This window comes from Bacillus sp. B1-WWTP-T-0.5-Post-4, from assembly GCF_009183795.1.
Taxonomy (GTDB): Bacteria; Bacillota; Bacilli; order Bacillales; family Bacillaceae_G; genus Bacillus_A; species Bacillus_A cereus.
On sequence record NZ_WEIJ01000001.1, the window covers coordinates 729530 to 742744 of the forward strand.

Sequence of the window (13215 nt, forward strand, 5' to 3'; positions counted from 1 at the left end):
TACCTCTCTTTACTCTTTTTATAACAACTTCTTTATACTAATTTTAATTTCTTTAATTGTCTTATTAGCGAGGATAAGTGGATTACAAGCACAATGTAAAAGTATACACAACATAGGGGACTACTGGGGGGTATTTTCTGGGTTCTCATGTCTGCAGGTGATTCATTCTATATCTAATTGAATCCTTGTATAAGAAAACAAAAAAGCAGGGAAATTAATTCCCTGCTTTTCTATTTGGTTTATTGCCTGATTGTAAGAAGAACGATAACACCCAAGCGATACCTGCTAGTATCGTTGCGATTAAGAAGGCATCGTTAATACCGTTAATTGCAGATAGCTTTGAAATTTGTCCATATAATAGTTGTGCACTCATCGCGTCTCCTGCTTGAGCTGATCCAGCTAAGGCCGCTAAGCTTTGACCCATGCCGTGTACTTTATCAACTAAAATTGGGTTTGATGTTGTTAACATGTTGCCGTAATCTGCTACGTGAGCAGTCGTTTGTTGCGTCATAAGTGTAATTAAAATCGCTGTTCCGATTGAACCCGCTACTTGTCTTGACGTATTTTGCGTTGCTGTACCGTGAGAAATTAATTTCATCGGCAGCGCGTTCATACCAGCTGTCATAATTGGCATCATAATGAATGACATACCAATTGAACGTATAATGTAATCCGTCATAATAACGCTATACGGCGTATCCATCGATAATTTTGTAAATTCATATGTCGCATACGTCGTAATCGCCAATCCAATTATCGCTAATGGACGAATGCCATATTTATCGAATAATTTACCCGCTACTGGTCCCATGATCCCCATAATTAATGATCCTGGAAGAAGTAGTAAACCAGATTCAATTGGCGTAAAGCCACGAATGTTTTGCAGATATACTGGAAGCAATAACATACCTCCGAATAATGCCATCGTAACGATTGCGTTAATTACTAAAGTAAAAGTAAATACTGGATATTTAAATACTTGTAAATCAAGCATTTTATTGTCCGTTGTTAACTCTCTCCAAATAAATAACGCTAAACCAATTACACCGATAACAAGTGAAATAATGACTTCTGCACTAGTCCAACTATTATTTCCAGCTTCACTAAATCCGTACAATAAGCTTCCTAGTCCAATACTTGAACTAACCACACCGAATATATCTAATTTCGTTTTAGACACTGGCTGAGCTAGTGTAAAGAATTTTAAAGATAGGAACGTAATAATTAAACCAATAATAAACATCGCATAGAACATTAAGTTCCAGCTATAGTTTTCAATCACCCAACCTGTTACAGTTGGTCCGATAGCTGGTGCTAAAATCATCGCTACACCTAGTAATCCCATCGCCGCTCCGCGTTTATGAGGCGGGAATAACGTCATGAAGATATTCATACCAACCGGCATTAAAATACCCGCACCAACAGCTTGAATTACGCGACCTGTCATCATCATTGTAAAGTTTCCTGAAGTAGCACAAATGATAGATCCTACCGTGAAGAATAACATTGCTGCTACGAATAATTTACGATACGTAAATCGTGAAACTAAAAAGGCACTAATCGGTACTAAAATACCATTTACAAGCATGAAGCCTGTAATTAACCATTGTGCTGTTGAAGTTGATACATTAAATTCATTCATTAACGGAGGTAATGCAACATTAATGATTGTTTGGTTTAAAATAGAAACGAACATGCCTAGAATTAATACAGCTACAACTGCTTTTACGTTCACATTCTCTACAGGCATAGACATTTGTTTTTTCGGCACTTCTTTTTCTTGTTTTACTTCTTCTTGCTTTCCTGTTTCTAACTCAACTACATTAGAAATTTCCGATTCTTGCTTTCGTTCAATTTCTTTCTCTTCTGTTTCAACTTTACTTACTTCTATTTTACTTACGGCTGGGACTTGTTCTTCTCCCATTTTCGTTTTTTTCTTTCGTAAAAGACGATTTACAAGGAAGAAGACGATTATACAAAATAGTGCATATCCTGCAATTACAATTGAGGACATCTCATCTCCCCCTTACTTATGAATACGAACTGTCACATTCATGCCAGGAACAATATTTACTGATTTGCTATGATCTAAAGAAATTTTAACTGGTACTACTTGTGTTACTTTCGTATAGTTCGCTGTTGCGTTGCTTGATGGCAACATAGAGAATGTATTCGCTGTTGTTAAGCCAACTTGTTCTACTTTTCCTGTTAACGTTGTATCTGGGTATGCATCTACATACACATCTACATCTTGACCTTTTTGAACATCATCAACATCTGTTTCTTCAATGTTTGCTGTTACCCATAAATTGTTCATATCAAATGCATAAGCAATCGGGCTACCTGCTCCAACGAAAGCATTTGTTGTCGCGTTTGATTGTACAACTGTTGCATTTTGTGGAATTGTTACATCTACTGTTTGTTCTCCATTAGCTGCCGCTACAGTAACAGTACCTAATTTATCGTTCTCATTATAATTTTTTCCTACTTCAGCTTTCCAGTCAGTTAGTTTACCTGCTACTGGTGAAGCAACCGGAATTACCTTTCCATCAATCTTTGCATTGTCTGTTTTTAAGTAATTTTCCGTTTGATTGTAATAGTAATAACCGCCAATACCGCCGCCAACTAGTACAATTAATGTGATAATGTTGATAATTACCATTCTTCGAAACTGATTCATTGCATTCCTCTCCTTATATCGCATATAATTTTTTTCTAAACTATTTATGTCCTTATTGTTTAGATTGTTTAATTGTTAATTATATTAACCTTTTAACAAAAAAATCACACCATCTGCAGCGTAAATCGAAACTTCTCTACCTGCGAGCGGTGCTGATTTCTGAAGGACTATCGTTTATAATTATAAATAATTATTTTGAATCTACAACCGACAATTTACGTATGAAATGTCGTTTAAACAACAATATAATACCAATATGTTGTTTAAGTATAGAAAATTAAACGAGGGGAAATAAAAATGTCTATTAAAAATACAAATGATCCACGTGTAAAACGGACGAGACAACTCATACAGGATGCTTTTGTCGCTTTAGTAGGCGAAAAAGGTTTTGAAAATGTTACTGTTCAACATATTGCAGAACGCGCTCCTGTAAACCGCGCTACATTTTATAGCCATTACCACGATAAATATGACCTATTAGACAAAAGCATTGAAGAAATGTTAGAAAAGCTAACTGAAGTAATTAAACCGAGAAATAGAAATAAAGAAGATTTCCAACTAACATTTGATTCGCCACATCCAAGTTTTTTGGCCTTGTTCGAACATATTGCAGAAAACACTAACTTCTATAACGTCATGCTTGGTGATAAAGCTGCTGGAAACTATACGTATAAGATGATGAAAGCAATTCAAACGCATTTAACATTAAGCCTCTCTATTTCACAACCTAACGATGAAAAACTAATGGTTCCACGCGATATTCTCATTAGTTATGTTACTGGTGCCCACCTAGGAATGATTATGTCATGGCTAAAAAGAGGGATGATATATACCCCGCATTTTATGGCGATGCAATTAACTCGTTTAATTATTTTAGGGGCTCATACTGCTGCAGGATTAGAAAGGCCTTTTTAAAACATAAAAAAGCGAAGGAGAAGCTCCTTCGCTTTTTCTATTAATTAAATGTAATGTTATGTACAGCCTCTTTATCAAGACGTTTAATAACTTCTACAATTAACTTCACTGCATTTTCATAATCATCACGATGTAACATTGCCGCATGAGAATGGATATAGCGCGTTGCAATTGTAATTGCCATAGAAGGAATACCATTTACAGCAATGTGAATCGCACCCGCATCCGTTCCTCCGCCTGCTACTGAATCATATTGATACGGGATTTGTAATTCATCAGCAACATCAACTACGAAATCACGTAAACCTGTATGTCCAATAACAGAAGCATCATATAAAATGATTTGTGGTCCATCGCCCATTTTACTTTGTGCTTCTTTTGACGTTACACCCGGTGTATCTCCAGCGATACCAACATCTACTGCGAACGCGATATCTGGTTTAATATAATTCGCAGATGTTTTTGCGCCACGAAGACCAACTTCTTCTTGTACAGTTCCAACGCCATATACAACGTTTGGATGCTTTTCATCTTTTAATTGTTTTAATACGTCAATTGCAATTGCACAACCGATTCGGTTATCCCATGCTTTTGCAAGTAACATTTTTTCATTCTTCATCACTTGGAATTCAAAGTAAGGTACAACTTGATCTCCTGGTCGTACGCCCCACTCCATCGCTTCTTCTTGGCTAGAAGCACCGATATCGATGAACATGTCTTTAATTTCAACTGGCTTTTTACGAGCTTCTGGAGGTAAAATGTGCGGTGGTTTTGAACCAATTACACCTGTTACATCTCCTTTACGCGTTACAATCGTCACGCGTTGCGCAAGCATAACTTGTGACCACCAGCCACCAACCGTTTGGAAGCGAAGGAAACCTTTGTCATCGATTTGTGTAATCATAAATCCAACTTCATCTAAATGACCTGCAACCATAATTTTCGGGCCGTTTTCTTCCCCTACTTTTTTCGCAACTAAACTCCCTAAATTATCAGTAGAAAGTTCGTCCGCAAACGGCTCGATATATTTCTTCATTACTTCACGTGGTTCACGCTCGTTACCAGCAATACCACGTGCATCTGTTAATTCTTTTAGCATTGTCAATGTCGCGTCTAATTTTGTCATTGCCAACACCCTCCTTTTTCTTCAGTCAATTCATTATACAATAATTAAATTGAAATATTCAAAAATTAAATTAGTATCCTTGTGTTTGACGCTGATGATTTACTTCATTTTTATCTAAATATGCTTTTTCAATCTCTTCTTGTTCAAATTCAAGTGCTTGTCCAAGTCGAAGATAGCTCGTAAATAATTCAATATAATTTGTAATAGATGGTTGATCTGTAAAACGAATTACTTTCGCATATGTGTCTAAGAAAATTTCCACTTGTGTTTTATTCGTCTGTGCACATTTATAGAATAGGAAGTTTTTATCAATACCTAAATCAATTCCGATTGATAAAATAAAATGCAAACCATCTACGTATTCTTCTAATATTACTTCACGTTCTGATGCTGGTTTGTTGCTCCAATATTTAAAACAACGTGTTTCATTTGCAAGTTCTCCAATTTCTACAAGAAGAGCTAACATTTTTTCTTTTAATAATTTTTTCGGTTGTAAGTCATGTTCTTTTGCAATACGGTCATCTAATTCTTTTTGTAATTTAAATAGTTGTAGTAAGTCCATTCTATTGTCCTCCTCCAACATCGCATTTTACGCAACAATGTTGTTTCATCTCAAAGTTCATTATTATGTTTCAGTTCTTATGAATAAGTCAGCTATCTAACTCTTTATAAAATAGCTTGTCCTTAATTTACAAATACGTTTCAGTCATCGCTCTTAAATTGTTCATCTGATGAAAGTTCCATATCATCTTTCCATTATAGCAGTGTCGTTTCAGCTAGGAAAGATACTCTTCTTTCCAAACGGGCAGAATTGAAAAAAGCCAGGAGTATTCTCCTGACTTCATATGTATATTCTTCTATACTGCTATAACTTTTATATTGATTTTGTCATATTGATAACAACATAGCCGTTAATCTTTATAATTTCTTTCACTTCTAACTTCTATTTGAATACAAATAAAAAAACCTTAGAAGAAAATTCTTCTAAGGTTTCAACTAATTAATTAGTTAATGTTGTTTTTTGCAACTGTTGCTAATTCAGCGAAAGCTTTTTCGTCATGAACAGCTAAGTCAGCAAGCATCTTGCGGTTAACTTCGATGCCAGCATTTTTAAGACCGTGCATTAAGCGGCTGTAAGAAAGACCATTCATACGAGCTGCTGCGTTGATACGTGTAATCCATAATTTACGGAAGTCACGTTTCTTTTGACGGCGGTCACGGAATGCATACATTAGAGATTTCATAACCTGTTGGTTAGCAACCTTGAATAATGTATTTTTTGAACCGTAGTAACCTTTTGCTAATTTAATTACTTTTTTACGACGTTGACGAGTAACTGTACCACCTTTTACTCTTGGCATAATATTACCTCCTAATTGTTCTATATATCAGCCGAACTTATTTTAAGTTGTCAAGCATTTGACGAATGCGTTTGAAGTCACCAGCGCTTACTACACCAGCTTTACGTAGTTTACGTTTAGCTTTTGTAGATTTGTTAGCGAATAAATGGCTTGTGTAAGCGTGAGAACGTTTCAGTTTACCTGATCCAGTCTTTTTGAAACGCTTTGCAGCGCCGCGATGAGTTTTTTGTTTAGGCATAGGTATTTCCTCCTCTATCTATTACTTATCGTTTTTCGGTGCTAAAACTAAGAACATACTGCGTCCTTCCATTTTAGGCTTAGATTCAACTGTACTAACTTCAGCACAAGCTTCTGAGAAGCGATCTAAAACACGTTGACCGATTTCTTTATGAGTAATGGCACGTCCTTTAAAGCGAATTGACGCTTTAACCTTGTCGCCTTTCTCTAAAAACTTGATAGCATTACGAAGTTTTGTGTTAAAGTCGTGTTCATCAATTGTTGGACTTAAACGAACTTCTTTCATGCTAATTACTTTTTGATTTTTGCGCTGCTCTTTTTCTTTCTTCTGTTGCTCAAAGCGGAATTTACCGTAGTCCATAATGCGGCATACTGGCGGTTTCGCATTTGGAGCAACTAATACTAAATCAAGATTAAGATTTGCAGCTAAGTCTAAAGCGTCATTACGAGACTTGATTCCAAGTTGATCGCCATTTGCGCCAACTAAACGTACTTCACGTGCACGAATTTGCTCGTTAATCATCATATCCTTGCTAATAGTAAGCCACCTCCAAGGTTTTCTCAGAACATATTTTGTAGTCATAGAACCCGAACAAAAAAAGTGCGGGCATACGACACCCACACTTGTAAAATCTTAAGTAAGAAATACATTTACCTGTTAACTGCGAATGCGTCCATCAGGTGAGAAGCGGGTGCTTCTACTTGTTCCACAAAACAATATTCTATTATCCTTGATGAGTTTATCATAGGACATGACGTCTGTCAAGAAGACGCGATGTGTTTTACTAACAACAAGAAATATTGTAACAAACAACTAACATACTTGCAATACTTTTTTATGATAAGTGTTACATGGTTATTTTTTCTAATTTTTCTCAAGTATATTACATAAAAAAGCCGCGGTATACCGCGGCTTTTTCTTATCGTTTTCCTTCTACTTTAATCATGTCAACAAAAGCATCTAATGCGATTGTTTCTGATTTTTGTTCACCATATTTACGTACGTTTACGCCGTTTTCAGTTACTTCATTGTCACCTACTACAAGCATGTACGGAATTTTTTGCATTTGTGCTTCACGGATTTTGTAACCGATTTTCTCTTCACGAGTGTCTAATTCAACACGGATACCAGCACGACGCAATTCGTCTTGTACTTTCTTCGCATAGTCTAAATGTACTTGCGGAGAAACTGGAATTACTTGTACTTGAACTGGAGCTAACCATGTTGGGAATGCACCTTTGTATTCTTCAATTAAGAAGGCTACAAAACGTTCCATAGTTGATACAACACCACGGTGAATTACAACTGGACGATGTTGTTTACCGTCTTCACCAACGTATGATAATTCAAAGCGTTCTGGAAGCAAGAAGTCTAATTGTACAGTTGAAAGTGTTTCGTCTTTTCCAAGAGCAGTACGAACTTGAACGTCAAGTTTTGGACCGTAGAATGCCGCTTCACCTTCAGCTTCATAGTAATCAAGACCCATTTCATCCATAGCTTCTTTTAACATACCTTGTGCTTTTTCCCACATCTCATCATCCGCATAATACTTTTTAGTATCTGCTGGGTCGCGGTAAGATAGACGGAATGAGTAGTTCTCTAAACCGAAATCTTTGTACACTTCTAGAGTTAAGTTTACAACACGTTTTAACTCTTCTTTAATTTGATCTGGACGAACGAAAATATGCGCATCGTTTAAAGTCATTCCGCGTACACGTTGTAATCCAGATAACGCACCTGACATTTCATAACGGTGCATTGTTCCAAGTTCCGCAATACGGATTGGTAATTCACGGTAGCTGTGAATATCATTTTTATAAACCATCATATGATGAGGACAGTTCATTGGACGAAGAACTAATTCTTCGTTATCCATTTCCATTGATGGGAACATGCCATCACGGTAGTGGTTCCAGTGACCAGAAGTTTCATAAAGCTCTCTGCTTCCTAGTACTGGAGTATATACGTGATCATAGCCTAAGCTTGCTTCTTTATCAACGATATAACGCTCGATAATACGACGAATTGTTGCACCCTTTGGTAACCAAAGTGGTAAACCTTGTCCTACTTTTTGGCTATTAGTAAATAGTTTTAATTCTTTACCTAATTTACGGTGATCGCGCTCTTTCGCTTCTTCAAGCATACGTAAGTGCTCATCTAATTCCGCTTTCTTAACAAATGCAGTACCGTAAATACGTTGTAGCATTTTATTATTGCTATCGCCGCGCCAGTAAGCACCCGCAACGCTTAATAATTTAAATACTTTAATTTTCCCTGTAGATGGAAGGTGAACACCACGGCAAAGGTCGAAGAATTCGCCTTGCTCATAGATTGAAATAACTGCATCTTCTGGAAGATCGTTAATTAAATCTAATTTTAACTCATCGCCGATTTCTTCAAAGCGACGAATTGCTTCTGCACGTGGTACTTCATGACGAACGATTTCTAAGTTCTCGTTCACAATTTTTTGCATTTCTTTTTCGATTTTCTTGAAGTCTTCAACTGTAATTGCTTCTTCCATATCAATATCGTAGTAGAAGCCATTTTCAATTACTGGACCAATGCCGAGCTCAACCTTAACATCTTTATATAAACGTTTTAACGCTTGTGCTAAAAGGTGGGCTGTTGAATGGCGTAAAATATATAGGCCATCTTCAGAATCTAATGTAATGATAGAAACTGCACCATCTTCTTCGATTGGTGTAACAAGATCGATCATCTCATCGTTTAATTTTCCAGCTACAGCTTTTTTCTTTAAGCCTGGGCTAATAGAAGCTGCGATTTCTTCAGTTGTTACGCCTTTTGGAAACTCCTTCACAGCTCCATCAGGGAAAGTAATTTTAACTACATCTGCCATCACTGGTCACTCCTCTTTTTCTCAAAATAAAAAACACTCATCCCGTAAAAAGGGACGAGTGTTGAATTCGTGGTTCCACCCTTGTTCCAATTAACATAATTGTTAATTGCTCAAGTTCAACATAACGGTGTTGTCCGTTAGCAATTACTAGAAAACCGTTCACTGCTAAAGTTTAGAGGTGGTAAGTAATAATCCCGTACTAGGAAGCTCACACCCTAAGGCTTCCCTCTCTGAAAATCGTAGAAAACTACTCATGTCCTCATCATGACATTTCAATATATTTCATTTATGTAGGTAATTATATGCTCAAAAACTTAGAAAATCAAGGGCGTTACCTTTATTTTTTAAATTTTTCACATTGCGCTCAAAATCATGTAATCCATGTAATTGGACCCGTTCTTGGAACACATTTCGCAAAGTAATTATCATATTATGGTCTTGTTCTTTCGTATATAAATAAATCTTTTTGGGCGAAATAGAAAGAAGCGGCGCAATTACTTTCGTATCAATATATACATCATTTTGCTTTAATAATTCCTCATCTATATATTGGACCAACTTCTCCTGTTTTAAACGTCTACCTTTATCATCATAAAAGATAAAGCTTTCATCAAAAATAAGATGCACGCAAGACAAACGTGATTTACGGCTACTTACTTGTTGCCGAAGCGTCTCAATGAACATTTGGTATTCTTGCTCCATCTTATATTCATCAATTGCCACTTCCGCAAGTTTAGCCACCATTTCCCTATATGTACGAAGACGAAAACGGATATATGATGAAAACGAGAATGAGAGCGGATCACAAAGCCAATTATTTAAAGAAGACTTAATATATGACTCAAATGCGTTACGCGTTAAATCCTGAGCTACACCTTTTCTTTTTCCCTTTAAAATCTCATGTGCCATGTGCAATATTTGATGACACTCTTCTTGTTCTTCATAAAAAAACTTTTCTTTTAAAATCGTATAAATCCACTCATTTTGTTTCACATTCACAATGAAATACACCATTACTGGCAATAAGATCTTTTCAATATAATTCGATTCACGTACTGGTATGTGAATCACCACTTTTTGTTCCTGTAAATACACACTCGTTTCCTTATATAACACTTCCGCTCTTTTCAGCAATTGTCTATATACGTGCATAGCATCATTTTTTTCTTCGAAGCAAATTTCAATCACTTTTGTCCCCCCTTTTATCCCCGCTCTAAAGGACTGTATCTATACGTTACAAATCCTATAAGAGTCCGTTCCACGTGAAGTTCACTCTTAGTAGAATTACATTTCCTATCGTTAGAAAATCCACTCAATATGGCTTGCTAATTTTATATATATTAAGGGAGGGAGAAAAAAATGATACAAGCTACTATGAATTTTTATTGTATACTTTACTTATCAATAACAGGGGTTATCCGAATGTTTGAATATAAATTCGTAAAAGTCGAACCACATTGGGGGTTCACTCGCTCAAAACCAGCTGAAGACTACCAAGAAATTATTCAAGAACATGCTAGAAATGGCTGGAGGTTCGTACAGATTGTTGCCCCTACGATTGGCAGTTCTGGACAACCTGAATATTTCGACCTCATATTTGAAAAGAAAATATCACTATAATACAAAAGAGCAAGCTTCTCAGCTTGCTCTTTTACTTATGACGACGGTTTTTCCCACCAATCGGAATTGGTTTCGCTAAATATTTAATTCGTTCCATAATACGTGCTGCCTTCATTTCTTCAGCCTCGCCACGCTGCGTATACGTTAAATGGTGTTCCAGTTGTTTAAAATCAAAATTAGACGTAAAGAACGTCGGTAAGTTTTCTAACATACGGAATTGTAAGATTGCACCGAGTACATCGTCACGGACAAAGCTTGACATCGCTTCTGCCCCGATATCATCTAACATTAAAACTTGTACGCGTTTAACCGCATCAATCTTCTCACCAATCGAATTATCTTGAATTGAACTTTTAATTTCACGTAAAAATTCCGGGAAGTATACGAGCATCGAACTTATTTTCTTTCGAGCAAGCTCGTTCGCTATTGCTCCTAACAAATACGTTTTTCCTACACCAAATTTACCGTACAAATATAAACCTTGTGCTTTTTTACCTGGTTCATATGTACTTAAAAATTCATTCGCTGCACCAATCGCATCGATACGTGCATTTAAATCAGAAGGATCTAAGTTTTCCATAGTTGCCTGTAAAATATCCGTTGGCATATATACACTTTGAACAAGTTTTTCATATTTCTTTCTCTCGTCATACGCTACTTTTCTAACGCAGCGATCGTATTGAATATCAATCATCTTCCCTTGAATAACAAGCTTTGGCTCGTACCCTTGTAGCATATTTTTACATGAGCCTAAATCCGGACAATCCACGCAACCTACACTTTGTCCAATATATTCATATAACTTAACAAGACTGCGCTCAATCATAGAAGTCGTTACTTCACCCTTATGTTCGTCTATAAATTCTTTCACACGCGGATGCGCCATTACTTCTGCCTTTAATACTTCATATCTATTTTTAAAGTTTTCATTTTCCATTAATTTTGCAAATGAATTTTGAATATGCTCCATTTTCTCACCTCAAAGAGCGTTCATTCTCTTCTATTAATCACGCTTATATTTTTTTAACACTTCTTCTAGTCGTTTTCTTTCATCTTCTAGCGTACTTGCATCTTTTTCTACACTTACATCTTTCTTCTCTGTTTCTTTCTCTTGTTCTTTCGGCTCTTCTTCCTTAAGCCAATCTGGCACCATTTCTTTCCGCACCGTTTTCTTCGCCGTACGGCCTTTTTTCTTCGTCTCAGCCCACTCTTGATACTGACGGTTCTCTTCTTTCGCTAACGCCATCGCGTCCGCTACTGTACCGACCTTTTTACGTGCCCAATGCCCAGCAATCTTCTCGACATACGTTTTCGCAAGTTTCATATCTGAGCGTAGCATAACGTAATAAATAAGTACATTCACAACTCCTGGTGTCAATTTTTGATTAATCATGACATCTTCAACGATCTGCAAGTCCGCTTTCGTTGCCTCTGCACCACCAGAAATCTCTTTCAATAGTTGTTTTGGTGAGATTTCCTCTAGTTGCTTTATTAGCATCTCCTCTTGCGATGAAGGCTCTTTCTCTTTCATCGTACGTGCAGCATGAGGCTGTACTCTTTCACTTAATACCGGTAATGCTTGACCATTTTCAAATTGATACCAATCGCGCGCTCCTTTTCTAAGCCTCTCCATATCAATTGTTTGCATCTCTGTCACTGCACCAAGAACGATATTTTGCATCGATAACACATCTACACCATACACGTAAGCAAGTGTTATAACGCAGTCTCTCACTTGATCTGTAATCGCCTTTTTAGGAACAAGAGCGGACAATCCATCTATAAATAAAGAGAAATCAAAGAAATCATTCCAAACTTTCGGAGCGTCTCCCTTCTCGTTACTTGGCATAGTTGTCGTTTTTGGAATACGAAGGTCTTCTTGCGCATGCTCAAGCTGTCCTGGATTAAACGAACCAAACACATCATTGAAAGAACGCGTAACATTTTCATAAGAAGCAAAATCAAATTCTTCTTCTAAGAAATATTGCTTTACTTGATTATATTTTGTCCTGCTCAATCGATTGTATAAAAAGATACTTAAAACAATATCATCAAAAAACTGCTTCGGAGATAAAGGTGGTTGCAACTCATATATGAACATTCGAATATCTTTTTCTTTCTTAATATATACCTTCAAAAGCCCAATTGCCTCTAACTTTACTCGTTCCTCATATACTTCAGGAAGTTGCATTTGCATAGTCACCATAAGGGAATGATGCGTATTCTCTTTTCCAAATACACGATCTTGCTCAAGCTCTCCCCATAGTGTCATGTATAAGCTAAAAGCTCTACTACCTATTAACGGCTGATACAACATCGTTAACACTTTTCGGTCGTAATTGTGCAGTAGTCCTTTCGCACTTACTTTATAACGATCAATCGGCAATAGCTCCATCCATGACTGTTTTTCCATTCTTG

Annotated in this window: 13 protein-coding genes, 1 pseudogene and 2 other annotated features; of the genes and pseudogenes, 3 read left to right on the top strand and 11 right to left on the bottom strand. The window is 36.6% G+C overall.

Features of this window, described 5'->3' with window-relative positions; all coding sequences use genetic code 11:
* Positions 1-40 precede the first annotated feature (40 nt).
* Positions 41-177: pseudogene (locus GBN91_RS29175) on the top strand (DNA-binding protein); the annotation flags it as partial.
* Between the two features lie 37 nt (positions 178-214).
* Here GBN91_RS29175 and GBN91_RS03925 read toward each other — a convergent pair.
* Positions 215-2014, bottom strand: a complete 1800-nt coding sequence (locus GBN91_RS03925; protein WP_152121265.1) for a DHA2 family efflux MFS transporter permease subunit — start codon at positions 2012-2014, stop codon at positions 215-217.
* 12 nt (positions 2015-2026) lie between these two features.
* Positions 2027-2680 (bottom strand): HlyD family secretion protein, encoded by a 654-nt coding sequence (locus tag GBN91_RS03930; protein ID WP_001071419.1) that lies wholly within the window; start codon positions 2678-2680, stop codon positions 2027-2029.
* A 297-nt stretch (positions 2681-2977) separates the two neighbouring features.
* On the opposite strand from GBN91_RS03930, the gene GBN91_RS03935 reads away from it, so the two are divergent.
* Complete coding sequence (locus tag GBN91_RS03935) at positions 2978-3595, top strand: TetR/AcrR family transcriptional regulator (RefSeq protein WP_000023672.1); 618 nt, start codon at positions 2978-2980, stop codon at positions 3593-3595.
* A 40-nt stretch (positions 3596-3635) separates the two neighbouring features.
* On the opposite strand, the gene GBN91_RS03940 is transcribed toward GBN91_RS03935, so the two are convergent.
* The 7 genes from GBN91_RS03940 to ytxC all read right to left on the bottom strand — a co-directional run bounded on the left by GBN91_RS03940 (position 3636) and on the right by ytxC (position 10365).
* Positions 3636-4721, bottom strand: coding sequence for a M42 family metallopeptidase (locus GBN91_RS03940; RefSeq protein ID WP_000163555.1), 1086 nt, complete (start codon positions 4719-4721; stop codon positions 3636-3638).
* A 70-nt stretch (positions 4722-4791) separates the two neighbouring features.
* Positions 4792-5283, bottom strand: a complete 492-nt coding sequence (locus GBN91_RS03945) for a dUTP diphosphatase (protein WP_000365050.1) — start codon at positions 5281-5283, stop codon at positions 4792-4794.
* Positions 5284-5725: 442 nt separating this feature from the next.
* A complete protein-coding gene (rplT, locus tag GBN91_RS03950) occupies positions 5726-6082 on the bottom strand; it encodes a 50S ribosomal protein L20 (RefSeq protein WP_001138362.1) in 357 nt (118 codons plus the stop codon).
* A 37-nt stretch (positions 6083-6119) separates the two neighbouring features.
* Positions 6120-6320 (bottom strand): 50S ribosomal protein L35, encoded by a 201-nt coding sequence (gene rpmI, locus GBN91_RS03955; protein WP_001125945.1) that lies wholly within the window; start codon positions 6318-6320, stop codon positions 6120-6122.
* Between the two features lie 21 nt (positions 6321-6341).
* A complete protein-coding gene (infC, locus tag GBN91_RS03960; RefSeq protein ID WP_000973215.1) occupies positions 6342-6845 on the bottom strand; it encodes a translation initiation factor IF-3 in 504 nt (167 codons plus the stop codon).
* Between the two features lie 63 nt (positions 6846-6908).
* Positions 6909-7029, bottom strand: a sequence feature (ribosomal protein L20 leader region).
* Positions 7030-7239: 210 nt separating this feature from the next.
* Entirely contained in the window at positions 7240-9177 is a 1938-nt protein-coding gene (gene thrS, locus GBN91_RS03965; protein ID WP_000786083.1) for a threonine--tRNA ligase, read from the bottom strand.
* Between the two features lie 47 nt (positions 9178-9224).
* Positions 9225-9452, bottom strand: a binding site (T-box leader).
* A 31-nt stretch (positions 9453-9483) separates the two neighbouring features.
* Positions 9484-10365, bottom strand: coding sequence for a putative sporulation protein YtxC (gene ytxC, locus GBN91_RS03970; RefSeq protein ID WP_000569625.1), 882 nt, complete (start codon positions 10363-10365; stop codon positions 9484-9486).
* A gap of 234 nt (positions 10366-10599) precedes the next feature.
* Here ytxC and GBN91_RS03975 point away from each other — a divergent pair, with 234 nt between their 5' ends.
* Positions 10600-10797 (top strand): DUF4177 domain-containing protein, encoded by a 198-nt coding sequence (locus GBN91_RS03975; RefSeq protein ID WP_002024924.1) that lies wholly within the window; start codon positions 10600-10602, stop codon positions 10795-10797.
* A 31-nt stretch (positions 10798-10828) separates the two neighbouring features.
* On the opposite strand, the gene dnaI is transcribed toward GBN91_RS03975, so the two are convergent.
* Together dnaI and GBN91_RS03985 are read right to left on the bottom strand one after the other, a co-directional pair.
* A complete protein-coding gene (dnaI, locus tag GBN91_RS03980; RefSeq protein ID WP_000400106.1) occupies positions 10829-11767 on the bottom strand; it encodes a primosomal protein DnaI in 939 nt (312 codons plus the stop codon).
* Positions 11768-11800: 33 nt separating this feature from the next.
* Entirely contained in the window at positions 11801-13210 is a 1410-nt protein-coding gene (locus GBN91_RS03985; RefSeq protein WP_000415048.1) for a replication initiation and membrane attachment family protein, read from the bottom strand.
* Between the last annotated feature and the right edge of the window lie 5 nt (positions 13211-13215).

Excerpts from the sequence above, each read along its gene's own strand:
- GBN91_RS03925 (WP_152121265.1), bottom strand. The coding sequence starts at position 2,014 with ATGTCCTCAATTGTAATTGCAGGATATGCACTATTTTGTATAATCGTC.
- GBN91_RS03930 (WP_001071419.1), bottom strand. The coding sequence starts at position 2,680 with ATGAATCAGTTTCGAAGAATGGTAATTATCAACATTATCACATTAATT.
- GBN91_RS03935 (WP_000023672.1), top strand. The coding sequence starts at position 2,978 with ATGTCTATTAAAAATACAAATGATCCACGTGTAAAACGGACGAGACAA.
- GBN91_RS03940 (WP_000163555.1), bottom strand. The coding sequence starts at position 4,721 with ATGACAAAATTAGACGCGACATTGACAATGCTAAAAGAATTAACAGAT.
- GBN91_RS03945 (WP_000365050.1), bottom strand. The coding sequence starts at position 5,283 with ATGGACTTACTACAACTATTTAAATTACAAAAAGAATTAGATGACCGT.
- rplT (WP_001138362.1), bottom strand. The coding sequence starts at position 6,082 with ATGCCAAGAGTAAAAGGTGGTACAGTTACTCGTCAACGTCGTAAAAAA.
- rpmI (WP_001125945.1), bottom strand. The coding sequence starts at position 6,320 with ATGCCTAAACAAAAAACTCATCGCGGCGCTGCAAAGCGTTTCAAAAAG.
- infC (WP_000973215.1), bottom strand. The coding sequence starts at position 6,845 with ATGATGATTAACGAGCAAATTCGTGCACGTGAAGTACGTTTAGTTGGC.
- thrS (WP_000786083.1), bottom strand. The coding sequence starts at position 9,177 with ATGGCAGATGTAGTTAAAATTACTTTCCCTGATGGAGCTGTGAAGGAG.
- GBN91_RS03975 (WP_002024924.1), top strand. The coding sequence starts at position 10,600 with ATGTTTGAATATAAATTCGTAAAAGTCGAACCACATTGGGGGTTCACT.
- dnaI (WP_000400106.1), bottom strand. The coding sequence starts at position 11,767 with ATGGAGCATATTCAAAATTCATTTGCAAAATTAATGGAAAATGAAAAC.
- GBN91_RS03985 (WP_000415048.1), bottom strand. The coding sequence starts at position 13,210 with ATGGAAAAACAGTCATGGATGGAGCTATTGCCGATTGATCGTTATAAA.